This is a genomic window from Streptomyces sp. NPDC007901, assembly GCF_042959465.1.
Taxonomy (GTDB): Bacteria; Actinomycetota; Actinomycetes; order Streptomycetales; family Streptomycetaceae; genus Streptomyces.
Genome location: NZ_JBIBKW010000004.1, coordinates 344,376 through 359,467, shown reverse-complemented (window position 1 = coordinate 359,467; position 15,092 = coordinate 344,376). Strand labels below are relative to the sequence as shown.

Here is a 15,092-nt window from a genome sequence, read left to right as displayed (position 1 = left end):
AGCCGGACATGACCGACGTCACCACACAGCAGAGCACGGAACAGAAGGCCACCGCCGCTGCCTCGGGAGCCTCGGCGACCGAGCGTTTCCAGGCCAAAGAGCGCAGCGAGGCCGCCAGCAGCAAGGAGCGGGTCAGCACGCTCGCCTCGGAAGTCCTGGCCGCGGTACACGACGTGATCCGCCGTCACAAGGTCACCTACGCCGAGTACGACGCCCTCAAGGCCTGGCTGATCCAGGTCGGCCTCGACGGCGAGTGGCCGCTCTTCCTCGACGTGTGGGTGGAGCACGTGGTCGAGGAGGTCAACAACGAGGCCCGCCCCGGCAGCAAGGGCACCATCGAAGGGCCGTACTACGTGCCGGGCGCCCCGGCCCTGTCCGCGGACGCCACCCTGCCCATGCGTGAGGGCGAGAGCGGTACCCCCCTCGTCTTCCAGGGCCAGGTGCGCAGCGCCGACGGCACCCCGCTGCCCGGCGCCCTGGTCGACATCTGGCAGGCCGACGCCGACGGCCTGTACGCGCAGTTCGCGCCGAACCTCCCGGAGTGGAACCTGCGGGGCAGCGTCACGGTCGACGAGAAGGGCACCTTCCGTATCCGCACCGTCGAACCGGCCCCCTACCAGATTCCGACGGACGGCTCCTGCGGCAAGCTGATCGCCGCCGCCGGCTGGCACGCGTGGCGCCCCGCCCACCTCCACCTGAAGGTCAGCGCACCCGGCCACCAGACGCTCACCACCCAGCTGTACTTCCGCGGCGGCGAGCACGTCACCGATGACATCGCCTCCGCCGTCAAGCCCGAGCTGGTCCTCGACCCCGCCCCGGCGGCGGACGGGAACGGGCACGAGGTCCACTACGACCTCGAGCTCGCGCCCCAACAGTGAAGGACCGGAGGAAACGCGATGCTGTTCGCGGTGCGCATGGACGTGGAGATTCCGCGGGACCTCGACCCCGAGGTACGCGCGGACCTGGTGGCCCGGGAGAAGGCCTACTGCCAGGAACTGCAGAAGACCGGTGAGTGGGTGCACATCTGGCGGTGCGTCGGCCAGTACGCCAACATCAGCGTCTTCGACGTCGCCGACAACGAGGCGCTGCACCGGATCCTGTGGAACCTGCCGCTCTTCCCCTACATGAGCGTCGAGGTCATCCCGTTGGCCCAGCACCCGTCCGACCTCGCGGCCGGCGTGGAAGTGGCCTGATGGACAAGACGGTGGCCACCGCCCACGAGGCGGTGGCCGACCTACCGGAGGGTGCCTCGCTGGCGGTGGGCGGGTTCGGGCTCAGCGGTGTGCCGAACGTGCTCATCCAGGCGTTGTACGAGCGCGGGGTCGGCGGGCTGAGCGTGGTGTCGAACAACTGCGGCGCCCTGGAATCCGGTCTCGCGGTCCTGCTGGCCGCGGGCCGGATCGCCCGGGTGACCGGCTCCTACATCGGCGCCAACAAGGAGTTCGCCCGCCAGTACCTGGCCGGGGAGCTGGAGGTGGAACTGATCCCCCAGGGCACGCTGGCCGAGCGGCTGCGTGCCGGGGGCGCCGGGATCCCCGCCTTCTACACCCCGGCCGGGGTGGGCACGCAGGTCGCCGAGGGCGGGCTGCCCTGGCGCTACGACGGTTCCGGCGGCGTCGCGCTGGCCTCGCCGCCGAAGGAGGTGCGGGAGTTCGACGGCGTGGAGTACGTCCTGGAGCGCGGCATCCGCACCGACTACGCCCTGGTGCGCGCGGCCCGCGGAGACCGGCACGGAAACCTGGTGTTCAACAAGTCCTCCCGCAACTTCAACCCGCTGGCGGCGATGGCCGGGCGCATCACCATCGCCGAGGTGGAGGAACTGGTCGAACCCGGCGCGATCGACCCCGATGCAGTGCATCTGCCGGGCATCTTCGTGCAGCGCATCGTCGCGCTCACCCCTCAGCAGGCGGCGGACAAGAAGATCGAGCAGCGGACGGTGAGCCCCTAGATGGCCTGGACTCGCGAACAGATGGCCGCTCGCGCCGCCCGCGACCTGAAGGACGGGCAGTACGTCAACCTCGGCATCGGACTGCCCACACTGATCCCCAACTACCTGCCCGATGACGTGGAGGTGGTGCTGGAGTCGGAGAACGGCATCCTGGGCACCGGCCCCTACCCCACCGAGGACCAGGTCGACCCGGATCTGATCAACGCCGGCAAGGAGACGGTCACCGTCCTGCCCGGCGCCTCCTTCTTCGACTCGGCGCTCTCCTTCGCCATGATCCGCGGCGGGCACATCGACGTCGCCGTGCTGGGCGCGATGCAGGTCTCCGAGCGCGGTGACCTGGCCAACTGGGCCGTTCCGGGAAAGCTGGTGACCGGGATCGGCGGGGCGATGGACCTGGTCCACGGCGCCCGACAAGTGATCGTGGTGATGACCCACACCGCCAAGGACGGCAGCCCGAAGATCCTCACCGAGTGCGCCCTGCCGCTCACCGGCAGGGCGTGCGTGAACCGGATCATCACCGACCTCGGCGTCCTCGACGTCACCGACGACGGACTGGTCCTCGTCGAAACCGCGCCGCGCATCTCCGTCGAGGAGATCACCGCCCGGACCGATGCCAAGCTGATCGTCCCGGAGGGCCTCGCCTGACATGAAGACCGTCTACATCGTGGACGCGGTGCGCACCCCGATCGGCCGCTACAACGGCGCCCTCGCCGCCGTCCGCCCCGACGACCTGGCCGCCCACGTCATCCGACAACTCCTGGGCCAAACCCCCGAGTTGGACCCGACCGTCATAGGCGACGTGTATTTCGGCAACGCCAACGGCGCCGGCGAGGAGAACCGTAATGTCGCCCGCATGGCCGCCCTGCTCGCCGGACTGCCCACTTCCGTGCCGGGGGTGACCGTCAACCGGCTGTGCGCCTCCGGCCTCGAAGCCGTCATCCAGGGCTACCGGGCGATCGCGCTCGGAGACGCGAGCGTCATCGTGGTGGGCGGGGTGGAGTCCATGACCCGCGCGCCCTACGTGCTGCCCAAGTCCGACCGGCCCTTCCCGGCCGGGCACGCCGAGCTGTACTCCACCACCCTCGGCTGGCGCATGGTCAACCCGAGGATGGACCCGCAGTGGACCATCCCTCTGGGCGAGTCCGCCGAGCTCATCGCCGACAAGCACAAGATCAGCCGCGAGCAGCAGGACGAGTTCGCCCTGCACAGCCACCGCAAGGCCGCCGCAGCTCAGGAACAGGGCCTGTTCGACGCCGAGATCGTCCCCGTCACCATCCCGCAACGCAAGGGCGACCCGGTCTCCTTCGACCGCGACGAGGGCGTCCGGCCGGGCGCCTCGCTGGAGGCGATGGCCAAGCTCAAGCCGTCCTTCCGCACCGCGAGCGAAGCGAGATGGGGGTCCCCCCGGCCGGAGGCTGGGGGAGGCACGATCACCGCGGGCAACGCCTCACCCCTCAATGACGGCGCGGCAGCCCTACTGCTGGTCGACGAGGAGGGCCTGAAAGCCACCGGTCGCGAGCCGCTCGCCCGCGTGAGCGCCAGCGGCACATCGGCAATTGACCCGCACTACTTCGGACTTGCCCCAGTCGAGGCCGTCAACCGCGCCCTGACCAAGGCCGGCAAGACCCTCGCCGACCTCGACGTCCTGGAACTCAACGAAGCCTACGCCGCCCAGGTCCTCGGCTGCCTCGCCGAATGGCCCGAGTTCGACCCGGCGGTCCTCAACCCCCAGGGCGGCGCCATCGCCCTCGGCCACCCCCTCGGCGCCTCTGGCGCCCGCCTCGCCGGCACGGTCGCTCACCAGCTCGCCCGCCGGGGCAGTGGCACCGGCATCGCAACCCTCTGCATCGGCGTAGGCCAGGGCCTCGCCCTCCTCCTCGAACGCTGAGAACCTCCACAGGAGCCGCAGTGAAACGCCGCCCTCTGCTGCATCACCGGGTGCTCGGTCCCATCGACGCGCCGCTGCTCGTCCTGGGACCCTCGCTCGGCACGTCGACGACCGTATGGGAACCCCATGTGGCGGTGCTTGCCGAGAGCCACCGCGTGCTGTGCTACGACCTTCCAGGGCACGGCGGCTCGCCGAGCGATCTCGTCCGGGATCCCAATCCCGGCCGTACGACAGTCGGCGACCTTGCCCACATGGTCCTGGACCTCGTCGCCCACCACGGCCGGGACCGGTTCCACTACGCCGGCATCTCGCTCGGCGGCGGTGTGGGGGTGCACCTCGCACTGCATCAGCCGGACCACCTCGCCTCGCTGGCGCTGGTCTGTTCCTCGGCGTACTTCGGCCCGCCGCAGTTCTGGCAGGAGCGCGCCGCTCTCGTACGACGCGAGGGAACCGGCGCCCTGCTCGAGGCCATGCCCGGCCGCTGGTTCGCCGATCCCGGCACAGCCGCGACCTCCCTCGGGAAGACGTTCCTGCAGGACCTCGCCACTGCCGACCCGATCGGCTACGCCGCCTGCTGCGACGCCCTTGCCGCCTACGACGTTCGGCGCGACCTGAGAAGGATCACCGCCCCCACGCTCGTGCTCGGTGGCTCCCAGGACACCGCCACACCCCTGCCACATGCCAGGGAACTCGCCGAGGGGATTTCCGGGGCGAAGCTGGTGACGGTCGATTCAGGTCATCTCGCCGTGGAAGAGCCACAGGCCGTCGGAGCGGCGCTGCTGGCCCATCTCCGAATGGCGGGCGGCGCGGAGGACGCCGACCGCAGCTCGTAGAGTGGCCGTGTGTCACAAGGAAACGCCGTAGTCGCGCGCAATGTGCGCCTTCTCAGGGAGCAGCGCGGCCTGTCCCTGGCCGAGCTGGCCCGCCGGGCGGGGCTGGCCAAACAGACGCTGTCGAATCTGGAACAGGGCACGGGCAACCCCACGGTCGACACCCTGTTCTCCATCGCCACGGCCCTCGGCGTGCCGGTAACCCGGCTGGTCGCCGAGCGGGAACAGGTCATCACCGTGCAGCGGGGCGACGAGGTCGTCTGGGAGCAGCACGGAAGGTACGAGTCACGGTCGCTCGACCACATCTACGGCTCAGGTGTCATCGAGAACTACGTGGTGCGCATCGGCCGGCACAGCGACGGTGCGGACATGCCGTCCGAACCGCACCCGGTGGGCACACTGGAGCACCTCTACGTCATCAGCGGCAAGGTACGCGTGGGGCCTGTCGACAGCCCGTTGGAGCTTGGCGAGGGGGATTTCGCGCGCTATCCGGGCGACCGGCCCCACGTGTACGAGTCACTGGCGGACGAGAGCCTGGTGCACATCGTGGTGAGCGTGCCGCGCGTCCAGCCCGGCACCGGCGGTACGAACCTGGCACGGACCCACGGGAACGAAAGACGCTGAGCTTCGCCGCACCTGGTGTGCCGCATCTCGGCACAACGGATTGGCCCACCCCCGGGACAGGGCGGAATCTGGGGTCGGCCGCTCGTCAGGGCGGTCCGGGGCCGCCAGGCGTGAGCGTCCGGGCATAAACCGTGGTGCTCTTGGACACACGCCTGGCCGGCCGCTGTTCTCCGCGTCCAGGGGTGGTCATGTCGGAGACCGGGATCCATCCACAAACGGGTGGGGCCGGACAGTCCGCGACGGCACGGCAGGCGGATCGGCCGGGTCGGCGTGTCCGATCCGCCTGCCCGGTGACCTCGGTGCCGCGCATGCCGGGGGCGCCGGCGGTCCGCTCAGGCCGCCGACGGCCTGCTCACGTCGTACGGCGCTGCCGCTTGGCGTCCCTTCGCCGCGGTGAGGGCGCGTGCCGCCTCGAAGGCCACGCGGCGCAGGGCCGGGGCGTATCGGGACGGCTCGAAGCGGTGGTGGGCGCCGGCGACCGAGAGCGCCGCCACCGGACGTCCGGTGGCACCCATGATCGGCACTGCGACGCAGGTCAGACCGGGGGCGGCTTCCTGCCGGTCGTAAGCGATGCCGTCCTGGCGGATGCGCCGCAGCTCCTCACGGAACCGTCGCGGGTCGGCGAGGGTGTACTGGGTGCGGGCCGGGAGGCCGGCCGAGGGCAGCCTCGGCCGCGTCGAGGTCGAAGGCGAGCAGGGCCTTGCCGACGCCGGTGCCGTAGGCGGGCAGGCGGGCGCCGATCCGGGAGGGGGAGCGGGTCGCCCGGTGGCCCTGGATCTTGTTGACGTACACGATGTCGGTGCCACGCAGGACCGCCAGGTGCACGGTCTCGTGCGTCAGCTCGTACAGGTCCGCGAGATGCGGCAGCAGCTGCTCGCGGAGCAGCACCGGCGTCGCACGGAACGGCCTCGGGGCGAAGAGGTCTCGGCTGAGTGTCGAGGGCGCTTGCCTGTCGGTGGGGGACGATCCGATGTTGGCGGCGCGGCGCCAAGCCTGAGGAGTGCAAACACCTACAGAGCGGGCGGGCGCGCGCCGATACGATCCGGGCAGTGACGATGTCGCGATCCGGGCGGCCCGCCGCCTGGCACAACGCCAGGTGGAGGGAGATCGCGAGTCATCCGGGCCGATGCTCCACGTCGCAGCCACCCGGGCTCATTGATCAGGCCCGTGCTCATGGGCAGACGTTGGAGCAGATTGCTGTCGCACTCGGCATGCCTGACCGCCGACAGGCTCAGACTCGCTTCAGTCGACTGTGCCGGCGGTGTCCCGAATACGAACCGGTATCGGCCGCATCGCGATAGTGCATTACGGCGACGACGGTCAGAAGCGCCCACCGTACGAGAGTGGCGCACGTCAGGTGGGGCGAGAGGGGCGCTGTGGCACCGCACGACGCTTGTTGTGCCGTACGCCGTTGTGCGGCGGTTCAGGCGCCGAGGGCGGGGAGGACAACGGCGTCGATGTAATGGCTCACGAAGGCTCGGTCGGCCGACTTGTCCTCGATCAACTGACGGGCGATCAGGGCACCGAGCAGCATGTGCGGCACGTAGGTCAGGGTCGGCGAGGCCGCGCTGATCTCACCCCGCTCGACCGCCCGGACGAGCACCTTGTCGAGTCCCGTCAGCTCCGGGTGAACGAGCAGGTCACGCAGCGCCTGGAACAGATCGGGATGGGTGTGCACGGCCTGGACGAGGCCCCGCATGAGCGAGGCGTTCTTCAGCATCTGCCGGTCGTCCAGTTGCGCCACCATCGCCCGGAAGTCACCCCGCAGGGATCCGGTGTCGACACCGGCAAGGGTGGCGGGCTTTTGATGGCGTAGCGCCATAGCGATCAGCTCCGGCTTGCCCGTCCACTGGCGGTAAAGGGTGGACTTGCTGCACTGGGCCCGGGCGGCCACGGCGTCCATGGTCAAAGCCTCGTAACCGGATTCCCGCAGCACATCGAGCACGGCCTCGTACATCTCTGCCTCGCGCTCGGGCGTTATCCGGCTACGCGGCCTCGCGCGGTCCGGCCGCGCCGACGCCGCTGACGTCTTGCGCTCGGCCTCCGTCAACATCAGCGACTCCCTCGAACGGAACCGTTCCGTGCGAAGAAAATCTATCCAGAGGAAGTATGAATACGAAACCGTTTCGGTAGTGAAAAGGGACACGGGCGAAGTCCGGCACTGACGATCGATCTGGGCCACCTGAGAAACTGGACCGCGAGCAGACCTGGAAGGGACATGCATGGCAAGCACGTCACCGGCCGCGGCGAAGCCCGGACGGCCCCGCGACCCGGGCGCGGATGAGCGCATACTCCAGGCGGTCGTGGACGAACTCGCCGAGGTCGGCATCGCCGGCTTCCGTATCAACTCCGTCGCCGCGCGTGCCAAGGTCGCCAAACGAACCCTCTACTCGCGCTGGCCCGAGCGCGACGATCTGATCCTGGCCGGCCTGGCCACCTTGTCCGTGCGGCTCGACCCGCCGTGCACGGGCAGCCTCGAAGAGGACATACGGCTTCTCTACGACGCCATGGCCGAGCATCTCGACAGCCCCCGCTGGCTGATCGGAGCTCGCTGCAGCTTCGAATTCCCCGACCACCCCGAGCTCTACGCGACGTTCCAGCGCGACTGCATCGACCAGCCGCTGGCCGTCATCGAGGACGTCCTCCGCGACGCCCAGGTGCGCGGCGAACTCCGCAGCGACATCGACAGCTCCGTGGCCGCGGAGACCTTCGCGACGTCGATCGGCGGGTTCAGCACGCACATCGCCCGCCTCCGCGGCATGAACACGCACGCAGTCCGTGACCGGTTCCTCGACCTGTTCCTTCATGGGCTGCGCGCAGTCGGAGACGCCGGATCAGGCTGACCGCTCCCCTCTGCAGGATGACTGCCTGATCGCCCTTAGACGTCGTGCTCCGTGCGTGAGTTCGACTTACTGAGCCCTAGCCGTCCCGCACGCGCTCCCAGCCCTGACGGGCCGTTACCGGTAACGGGGCGGGGCGGCGTCCGGCGCTGATCAGGATGCGCTGTGCCGTCTTCCGGCACGTGTTCTCGCCGCGGCAGGCGCCGACCCGGAATGCTGGCGTCAGCCGCCGGTGGACGTCGGGGGCGACATCACCGCTGACCACTCCTGGCAAGGACAGCGGTGAACTTGGACGGGATCAGGCCACTCCGCTGGGCCCGGCCCGTCCGTGAGGCGACCTCGGTGCCGCACACCGGGGTCGCCGTCCAGCTGGGTGGCCTGTGGGCTCTCGTGCCAGGGTCAAGCCGCAGATAGATTGTCGAGCCGCGAGGGGGCCGCCTGCCGGCTTGCTGTGGCCGCGTTGACCGCGCGTGCCGCTTCGTAGGCCACGCGTCGCAGAGCCGGCGCGAACCGGGCGGGCTCGAAGCGGCGGTCGGCGCTCGCGACGGAGAAGGCGGCCACGGGTCGCCCGGCCGAGCCCATGATCGGTACGGCGACGCAGGTGAGGCCGGGAACAGCTTCCTGGCGGTCGTAGGCGACGCCCTCCCGGCGGATGCGGCGCAGCTCGGACCGGAAACCGTCGGGATCGGAGCAGGTGTACTCAGTGCGTGCCGCGAGTCCGCCGGCGATCGCGGCCTCGATGGCGTCGTGGTCGAAGGCGAGGAGGGCCTTGCCGACGCCGGTGCAGTAGGCGGGCAGGCGGGCGCCGATCCGGGAGGGGGAGCGGGTCGCTCGGTGGCCCTGGATCTTGTTGACGTACACGATGTCGGTGTCGTGCAGTACGGCCAGGTGCACGGTCTCGTGGGTCATCTCGTACAGGTCCGCCAGATGCGGCATCAGGCATTCCTGCAGGAGCGGGGGATTGGGGCCGTAGACCCGTACGCCGATGTCGTAGAGCTGGGATCCCAGCCGGTAGTTGCTGCCGACACGTTCCACGAGGTCGTTGCGGTGGAGGATGCCCAGCAGCCGGAAGGTGGTCGACTTGGTCAGCCGTGTCCGCCGGGCCAGCTCGCTCACGCCGATTTCCCCGTCCAGATCGGCGAGGGACTTCAGGAGGAAGAGCGCCTTGTCGACCGCGGTCTGCTGGTCGGGCTCGCCGGTCGCCGTGGCTGAGGGCTGCGCGGAAGGCGAGGAGGGGAGTTGCATGGCGGGCTCCGATGGGGATTCCAGGGTGGCCATTAAAATGGACGCGCGTCCAGCTTAATCGATCGTTTCATCGTTGTAAACGCCGGGGACCCCGCTTGCCTCTGTGTGACGGGTCCGATCGTCACCCCGTGCCGTATCCCGGCACGGTGGCTGGGCACGGCGGCCGGGAGCAGCGTCTGCTGTGGCCATGCAGCGACACGCCCCAGTGGCCACGACCACCGTCCTCGCCGCCCCGGCTACCCCCGACGCACAGCTCGTCGAGGAGCCGGCGGCGGTGCTGCGGCGTGCCGAGGCCTGGGGGCACCTCCCGGCCGAAGGCTGGGGGAGGATTCCCGTCGCACCACTCACCGAGGAGTACGAGGACCTGGACCTGGACCTGGCCGGCGCCTACGCCGTGCAGGAGGCCGACGTACGGATCCGTCTCGCGGCGGGTGAGCACCTCGCCGGACGCGAGGTGGGCCGCACGTCCTCGCCGGTGCGCGAGCAACTCGGCCTGCCCGAAGCGAGCTTCGGGACCCTGTTCCAGTCGCTGGGTGATCCCGGACGGCGGCACCATCGACACGCGGGAGATCATCACCCCGCGGGCCGAGGCAGAGGTCGGTCTGGTCCTCGGCCGGCGGCTGTCCGGACCCCGCGTGCGGGCGCGGAGGTCCGGGCGGCCGTCTCCCAGCCGTCGCTGGCCGTGGAGATCATCGACAGCCGCATCGCCGACCGGCGCGTCTCCCAGGCCGACACCGTCGCCGACAACGCCTCCTCGGCGCGCGTCGCCGTCGGCCGTCCCGTCGACGCCACGGACGACCTGCTCACGGGGCTCCCAGACGAGTGTGTCGGGCTGTACGCAGACGGGGAGCGCGTCGCGTTTGGCCTGGGGGCCGAAGTCCTCGGCGATCCGCTTCGGGCCGTGGCCTGGCCGGCCCGGACGCTCCACGCGCACGGCAGCGCTCTCCACCCGGGCGAGCTGCTGCTTTACCGGGTCTGTGCACGCCGGCGTCCCACTGACACCGGGCTCTCGGCTCGCCGTGCGGTCCGGCACCGGCCGCCTGCCCGGACTGACCGTCACCGTCCGATGAACGACCAGCAAGGAAGCGGGGGAGCCGCCATGCCACCGCGTGAACCGAAGCGCTCCGACTCTTCGGGTGTGCACATGAACGCACGTCGAACCACCAGCCCACGAGGGCGGCGCAGCGCGCGCCCGATCCGGCCCGAGGAGGCCCAGCGATGACAACCACGCCCGCCCGGCTGGGGGCACCTCCCGCCCGAAGGGTGGGGGAGGACCGCCTGGCTCGCGTACCCGAGCCGGCCGTCGACGTCAGCCCTTACTTCGACCTCGACCACGGTCTGGTCGACCGCACGATCTTCAGCGACCAGGCCGTCTACCGGCAGGAGCTGCGCCGCGTTTTCGCGCCCAGCTGGCTGTTCCTCGCGCACGAGAGCCAGTTCACGAAGCCCGGTGACTTCTTCACCACCTACATGGGCGAGGACCCGGTCATCGTCACCATGGGCAAGGACCGGAAACTGCGTGCCTTCCTGAACGCCTGCCGCCACCGCGGCATGCGGGTGTGCCGCGCCGACGCGGGGGCGACGAAGGCGTTCACGTGCAGCTACCACGGCTGGTCCTACGACACCTCCGGGAAGCTGATCAACGTCCCCAACGGAGGGGACTACCCCGCCCACTTCGAGCAGGACCAGTGGGGACTGATCGAGGTCGCGCAACTCGACACGTACAAGGGACTCGTCTTCGCGACCTGGAACCCCGAGGCCCCGCCCCTGGCGGAGGCGCTCGGCGGACTGGCCTGGTACCTGGACGCGATGCTCGACCACGACCCGGAGGGCACCGAGGCCGTCGGCGGGGTGCACAAGTGGGTGCTGGAGGGCAACTGGAAGCTCGCCGCCGAGCAGTTCGCCTCCGACTGGTACCACGTCAACATCTCGCACGCCTCCGCGCTGATGGTCATGTCGCCCACCGGCAAGGGCCCCAAGACGGACATCGTGCAGACGCCGGGCCGGCAGTACACCGACTCGCTGGGGCACGGGCACGGCTTTCCGACCCACCCCAAGAGCCGTTTCGACGACCGTGTCGTACACGAGTGGACCGACTACGAGGCGCTGCGCGAACGGCTCGGTGACGCCCGGGTCGAGGGACCGATGACCACCGGGCACGGCACCGTCTTCCCGAACTTCTCCTACCTGCCGGTCAACGGCTCCATCCGTGTGTGGCACCCCAAGGGCCCGGACAAGATGGAGGTCTGGGCCTGGACCATCGTCGACAAGTCCATGCCGGACGAGGTCAAGGACGCCCAACGCATCTACAACCTGCGCACGTTCGGGCCGAGCGGCATCTTCGAGCAGGACGACGGCGAGAACTGGAGCGAGGTGCAGGCCACCGCGCACGGCTTCGTGGCCGGCTCCATGACGCTCAACTACCAGATGGGGCTGGGGCTTCAGTCCGAGGACGGCGTCCATCCCGGCACCACCGGCCGCCTCTACAGCGACGGCGCCGCCCGCGGCTTCTACACCCGCTGGCGCGACCTGATGAACACGCCCGCCTGGCACGAGAAGAACGCCGAGAAGAACACCGAGAAGAACCCCGAGGACACCCCATGAGCACCACCGGCACCGGCATCCGGGTCGCCGCCGTCGGCGACATCGAGGAGGGCGAGGCGCTGAAGGTGCCCGCCGGGACCACCGGCCACACCGACGCCATCGCCGTCTTCCACGAGGGCGGCGCCTACTACGCCCTCGACGACACCTGCACCCACGGCCAGGCATCGCTCGCCGACGGCTGGATCGAGAACGGCGAGGTCGAGTGCCCGCTGCACAGCGCCCGCTTCTGCCTCAAGTCCGGCGAACCGCAGTGCATGCCCGCCACCCTCGCCCAGCGCACCCACCGGGTCGAGGTGCGCGAGGGTGAGGTCTGGCTGCACCCCGGCGAGGAGGCCGACGCATGAGCGGGCCACGGCGCATCGCCGTCGTCGGCGCGGGCCTGGCCGCCGTCTCGACCTGCGACGCGCTGCGCGCCCAGGGCTACGACGGCGAGCTCGTGCTGTACTCCGCCGAGCGCGGGCTGCCCTACGACCGCCCGCCACTCAGCAAGGACGTCCTGCTCGGCAAGTCCCGCCGCGAGAACATCCTGCTGCGGCCCGAGCAGTGGTACGACGAGCAGGGCATCGAACTCCGCGACGGCGCCCCGGTCCGGGCGATCCGCCCGCACGAGGGCGGACTTGAGCTGGCCGACGGCGAGCTTGCCGCAGCCGACCGGATCGTGCTGGCCACCGGCGGCACCGCGCGCCCCCTGCCGGTGCCGGGCGGTGACGACCCGGCCGTACACCTGCTGCGCACCTGGGGGGATGCCGAACGCCTGCGGGAGCGCCTGCTGCCCGGCGCCCGGGTGGCGGTGATCGGTGCCGGGCTGATCGGCGCGGAGACCGCGGCCGTCGCCCACGCCCTGGGCTGCCGCGTCACCCTCATCGACCCGCTACCGGTGCCACTGACCGCAGCGGTCGGGGACGACATCGCGAACGCACTGCATCGGAGGCACTCCGCCGAAGGCATCGGCGTCCTGACCGCCGGCGTCGAATGCATCGAGCGCCGTCCAGGCAACCTTGGAGTCCTGCTGCACCTCACCGGCTACGGGGCACCCGTGCTCGCCGACACCGTGGTGGTCGGCATCGGCATGCGTCCGGCCACGGAACTGGCCGAGGCCGCGGGGCTGAACGTCGACAACGGTGTGGTCGTCCACCCCGGTCAGCGCACCTCCCACCCCAATGTCCTCGCCGTCGGCGACGTCGCCCGCCCCGAAGGGCACAAGGTCCGTCATGAGCACTGGGAGGCCGCCCAGCGCGACGGCGAGGCCGCCGCCCACGGCATCCTCGGCCGCCCCCTGCCGTCCTTCGGCGCTTCCTGGTTCTGGTCCGACCGGCACGGCTCCCGGCTGGAGGCGGTCGGCACCATGGCAGACGCCGAGCGCACCGTGCTGCGCGGGGCTCCGGGCGACGGCGCCTTCACCGTCTTCGGGCTGCTGGGCGACCGGCTGGTGGCCGCGGCCGCCATCGACCGACCACGCGACATCATGGCCGCCCGGCGGATCATCGATCGCGGTGTCGCTGTCGACGCGGCCCTCCTGTCCGACGAGAGTGCGGATCTGCGCACGCTGCTGAAGCGCTGAACCGCCACGTGCCGCCTTGTGGCACATGCGCTCCCCGAACCGCCCCCTCCGCGCTGGAATGGCACCACCCGGCGCGGCCCGCAGGAGGACCCCCGATGAGCATCCACCCCCCGGAGACCCCCCGGACGACCGCACCCGCCGTCGACGAGGACATGCGGCTCCACTTCGAGGTACAGCGCTTGTACGCCGTCGAGGCACAGCTGCTCGACCAGCACCGCTACGCCGACTGGCTGGAGCTGTTCACCGACGACCTGCGCTACTGGGCGCCCGTACGCACCAACCGCCTGCGGCGCCAGCAGGCCCTGGCCGACGGCTCGCCCGGCGAGGTCGCCATCTTCGACGAGACCAAGGCGAGCCTGGCCTGGCGCATCCGCCGGTTCGACTCGGGCATGGCCTGGGCCGAGGACCCGCCGTCGCGGACCCGGCATCTGGTCACCAACATCCTGGTCCGGCCGGCCGACGAGCCCGGCGAGTACGTCGCCGAGTCGTCGTTCCTCTGCTACCGCAACCGCCTGGAACGTGAGGTCGACCTTTACGCCGGCGGCCGCACCGACCAGCTGCGCCGGAACCCGGACGACGGACGGCTGCTGATCGCGCGCCGCACCATCCTGATCGACCAGAACGTCCTGCTCGCCAAGAACATCAGCACCTTCCTGTAAGCCCTTGTGAACCGGAGCCCGCTCGTGACCACTGGACAGACCACAGAGGTGAAGCTCGTCGAGCACACCGTGCAGACCACGCTCGGCCCTATCGCGGTCAGCGAGGCCGGCGAGGGCCCGGTGCTGGTGATGCTGCACGGCGGCGGCCCCGGCGCGAGCGCGGTGGCCAACTACCGCCACAACCTCCTCGCGCTCACCGAGCACTTCCGCGTGATCCTGCCCGACCAGCCCGGTTTCGGCGGCAGTTACCGCCCCACCGAAGCCGACCTCGACGCCCGCAGCATCACCGAGATCACCGTTGACGCCCTGCTGCAGACCCTGGACGCCCTCGGCATCGACCGCTTCCACCTGCTCGGCAACAGCCTCGGTGGGGCCGCCGCCATCGCCACCGCACTCGAAGTCCCCGACCGAGTCGAGAGGTTGGTTCTGATGGCGCCGGGAGGAGGCTGGCTGCCCTTCGGACCGACCCCGACCGAGGGCCAGAAGGCCATGTTCCGCTACTACAACGGCGAGGGCCCCACCCTGAAGAAGATGCGGGACTTCATCGGCGTGATGACCGCCGAGCCGGGGCGCTGGGCCGACACCGCGCAGGCCCGCTACGAGGCGTCCCTCGACGAGTCCCACATCGCCTTCTACCACGCCTACAACGCCGCTTTCGCCAAGCGGCACGGCATGGACCCGCTGTGGCAGCGCGTTCACAAGATCAAGGCGCCCACCCTCCTGCTGTGGGGCCGCGACGACCGCACCATCACCCTCGACGGCGCCCAGCTCATGCTCAAGCAGATCCGCGACGTCCAGCTGCACGTCTTCGGCGGCTGCGGCCACTGGGTCCAGCTGGAGCGGCAGGCCGAGTTCGAGCGCCTGGTCACCGACTTCCTCGGGGAGCACTGAAT

General features: G+C 70.4%; 18 protein-coding genes. 14 read left to right on the top strand and 4 right to left on the bottom strand.

Annotated elements, in window-relative coordinates; all coding sequences use genetic code 11:
- Positions 1 to 8: 8 nt before the first annotated feature.
- The 7 genes from catA to ACFZDK_RS16285 are packed head-to-tail and all read left to right on the top strand — an operon-like array spanning position 9 to position 5,290.
- Positions 9 to 878 (top strand): catechol 1,2-dioxygenase, encoded by an 870-nt coding sequence (gene catA, locus ACFZDK_RS16315; protein ID WP_390973002.1) that lies wholly within the window; start codon positions 9 to 11, stop codon positions 876 to 878.
- 18 nt (positions 879 to 896) lie between these two features.
- Positions 897 to 1,193, top strand: a complete 297-nt coding sequence (gene catC / locus ACFZDK_RS16310) for a muconolactone Delta-isomerase (protein WP_099934617.1) — start codon at positions 897 to 899, stop codon at positions 1,191 to 1,193.
- Entirely contained in the window at positions 1,193 to 1,948 is a 756-nt protein-coding gene (locus ACFZDK_RS16305; RefSeq protein WP_358978321.1) for a CoA transferase subunit A, read from the top strand. The genes catC and ACFZDK_RS16305 overlap by 1 nt, the downstream gene beginning before the upstream one ends.
- Positions 1,949 to 2,593, top strand: coding sequence for a 3-oxoacid CoA-transferase subunit B (locus ACFZDK_RS16300; RefSeq protein WP_390973001.1), 645 nt, complete (start codon positions 1,949 to 1,951; stop codon positions 2,591 to 2,593).
- A 1-nt stretch (position 2,594) separates the two neighbouring features.
- Positions 2,595 to 3,836, top strand: coding sequence for an acetyl-CoA C-acyltransferase (locus ACFZDK_RS16295; RefSeq protein ID WP_390972999.1), 1,242 nt, complete (start codon positions 2,595 to 2,597; stop codon positions 3,834 to 3,836).
- A gap of 20 nt (positions 3,837 to 3,856) precedes the next feature.
- Complete coding sequence (locus ACFZDK_RS16290) at positions 3,857 to 4,669, top strand: alpha/beta fold hydrolase (RefSeq protein ID WP_390972997.1); 813 nt, start codon at positions 3,857 to 3,859, stop codon at positions 4,667 to 4,669.
- A 9-nt stretch (positions 4,670 to 4,678) separates the two neighbouring features.
- Positions 4,679 to 5,290, top strand: a complete 612-nt coding sequence (locus tag ACFZDK_RS16285) for a helix-turn-helix domain-containing protein (protein WP_390972995.1) — start codon at positions 4,679 to 4,681, stop codon at positions 5,288 to 5,290.
- A gap of 332 nt (positions 5,291 to 5,622) precedes the next feature.
- Here ACFZDK_RS16285 and ACFZDK_RS16280 read toward each other — a convergent pair whose 3' ends face one another.
- The 3 genes from ACFZDK_RS16280 to ACFZDK_RS16270 form a co-directional block, all read right to left on the bottom strand.
- Positions 5,623 to 5,886: an IclR family transcriptional regulator C-terminal domain-containing protein gene (locus tag ACFZDK_RS16280; protein WP_390973418.1), complete on the bottom strand. Its 264-nt coding sequence runs from the start codon at positions 5,884 to 5,886 to the stop codon at positions 5,623 to 5,625.
- Between the two features lie 4 nt (positions 5,887 to 5,890).
- Entirely contained in the window at positions 5,891 to 6,178 is a 288-nt protein-coding gene (locus ACFZDK_RS16275) for an IclR family transcriptional regulator C-terminal domain-containing protein (RefSeq protein ID WP_390972993.1), read from the bottom strand.
- Between the two features lie 535 nt (positions 6,179 to 6,713).
- Positions 6,714 to 7,247: a TetR/AcrR family transcriptional regulator C-terminal ligand-binding domain-containing protein gene (locus ACFZDK_RS16270; RefSeq protein ID WP_390973416.1), complete on the bottom strand. Its 534-nt coding sequence runs from the start codon at positions 7,245 to 7,247 to the stop codon at positions 6,714 to 6,716.
- A 265-nt stretch (positions 7,248 to 7,512) separates the two neighbouring features.
- Between ACFZDK_RS16270 and ACFZDK_RS16265 the strand changes: the two genes are divergently transcribed.
- Positions 7,513 to 8,133, top strand: a complete 621-nt coding sequence (locus tag ACFZDK_RS16265; RefSeq protein WP_123979897.1) for a TetR/AcrR family transcriptional regulator — start codon at positions 7,513 to 7,515, stop codon at positions 8,131 to 8,133.
- A gap of 396 nt (positions 8,134 to 8,529) precedes the next feature.
- On the opposite strand, the gene ACFZDK_RS16260 is transcribed toward ACFZDK_RS16265, so the two are convergent.
- Positions 8,530 to 9,375, bottom strand: a complete 846-nt coding sequence (locus tag ACFZDK_RS16260; RefSeq protein ID WP_390972991.1) for an IclR family transcriptional regulator C-terminal domain-containing protein — start codon at positions 9,373 to 9,375, stop codon at positions 8,530 to 8,532.
- Positions 9,376 to 9,562: 187 nt separating this feature from the next.
- Between ACFZDK_RS16260 and ACFZDK_RS16255 the strand changes: the two genes are divergently transcribed.
- From ACFZDK_RS16255 to ACFZDK_RS16230, 6 genes are all read left to right on the top strand, one after another.
- The gene (locus ACFZDK_RS16255; protein WP_390972989.1) at positions 9,563 to 10,597 is read left to right on the top strand and encodes a 2-keto-4-pentenoate hydratase; all 1,035 of its coding nucleotides are present in this window, start codon (positions 9,563 to 9,565) and stop codon (positions 10,595 to 10,597) included.
- Positions 10,594 to 11,979, top strand: coding sequence for an SRPBCC family protein (locus ACFZDK_RS16250; protein ID WP_390972987.1), 1,386 nt, complete (start codon positions 10,594 to 10,596; stop codon positions 11,977 to 11,979). Before ACFZDK_RS16255 ends, ACFZDK_RS16250 begins: the two co-directional genes overlap by 4 nt.
- Entirely contained in the window at positions 11,976 to 12,323 is a 348-nt protein-coding gene (locus ACFZDK_RS16245; protein WP_115910029.1) for a bifunctional 3-phenylpropionate/cinnamic acid dioxygenase ferredoxin subunit, read from the top strand. Before ACFZDK_RS16250 ends, ACFZDK_RS16245 begins: the two co-directional genes overlap by 4 nt.
- A complete protein-coding gene (locus tag ACFZDK_RS16240) occupies positions 12,320 to 13,540 on the top strand; it encodes an FAD-dependent oxidoreductase (RefSeq protein ID WP_390972985.1) in 1,221 nt (406 codons plus the stop codon). The genes ACFZDK_RS16245 and ACFZDK_RS16240 overlap by 4 nt, the downstream gene beginning before the upstream one ends.
- 95 nt (positions 13,541 to 13,635) lie before the next feature.
- Positions 13,636 to 14,199: a 3-phenylpropionate/cinnamic acid dioxygenase subunit beta gene (locus ACFZDK_RS16235; RefSeq protein ID WP_390972983.1), complete on the top strand. Its 564-nt coding sequence runs from the start codon at positions 13,636 to 13,638 to the stop codon at positions 14,197 to 14,199.
- A 24-nt stretch (positions 14,200 to 14,223) separates the two neighbouring features.
- The gene (locus ACFZDK_RS16230; protein ID WP_390972982.1) at positions 14,224 to 15,090 is read left to right on the top strand and encodes an alpha/beta fold hydrolase; all 867 of its coding nucleotides are present in this window, start codon (positions 14,224 to 14,226) and stop codon (positions 15,088 to 15,090) included.
- Positions 15,091 to 15,092 lie beyond the last annotated feature (2 nt).

Bases quoted from the DNA above. Each gene is read 5' to 3' on its own strand.
- catA (WP_390973002.1), top strand. From the start codon at position 9: ATGACCGACGTCACCACACAGCAGAGCACGGAACAGAAGGCCACCGCC.
- catC (WP_099934617.1), top strand. From the start codon at position 897: ATGCTGTTCGCGGTGCGCATGGACGTGGAGATTCCGCGGGACCTCGAC.
- ACFZDK_RS16305 (WP_358978321.1), top strand. From the start codon at position 1,193: ATGGACAAGACGGTGGCCACCGCCCACGAGGCGGTGGCCGACCTACCG.
- ACFZDK_RS16300 (WP_390973001.1), top strand. From the start codon at position 1,949: ATGGCCTGGACTCGCGAACAGATGGCCGCTCGCGCCGCCCGCGACCTG.
- ACFZDK_RS16295 (WP_390972999.1), top strand. From the start codon at position 2,595: ATGAAGACCGTCTACATCGTGGACGCGGTGCGCACCCCGATCGGCCGC.
- ACFZDK_RS16270 (WP_390973416.1), bottom strand. From the start codon at position 7,247: ATGTACGAGGCCGTGCTCGATGTGCTGCGGGAATCCGGTTACGAGGCT.
- ACFZDK_RS16265 (WP_123979897.1), top strand. From the start codon at position 7,513: ATGGCAAGCACGTCACCGGCCGCGGCGAAGCCCGGACGGCCCCGCGAC.
- ACFZDK_RS16260 (WP_390972991.1), bottom strand. From the start codon at position 9,375: ATGCAACTCCCCTCCTCGCCTTCCGCGCAGCCCTCAGCCACGGCGACC.
- ACFZDK_RS16255 (WP_390972989.1), top strand. From the start codon at position 9,563: ATGCAGCGACACGCCCCAGTGGCCACGACCACCGTCCTCGCCGCCCCG.
- ACFZDK_RS16250 (WP_390972987.1), top strand. From the start codon at position 10,594: ATGACAACCACGCCCGCCCGGCTGGGGGCACCTCCCGCCCGAAGGGTG.
- ACFZDK_RS16245 (WP_115910029.1), top strand. From the start codon at position 11,976: ATGAGCACCACCGGCACCGGCATCCGGGTCGCCGCCGTCGGCGACATC.
- ACFZDK_RS16240 (WP_390972985.1), top strand. From the start codon at position 12,320: ATGAGCGGGCCACGGCGCATCGCCGTCGTCGGCGCGGGCCTGGCCGCC.
- ACFZDK_RS16235 (WP_390972983.1), top strand. From the start codon at position 13,636: ATGAGCATCCACCCCCCGGAGACCCCCCGGACGACCGCACCCGCCGTC.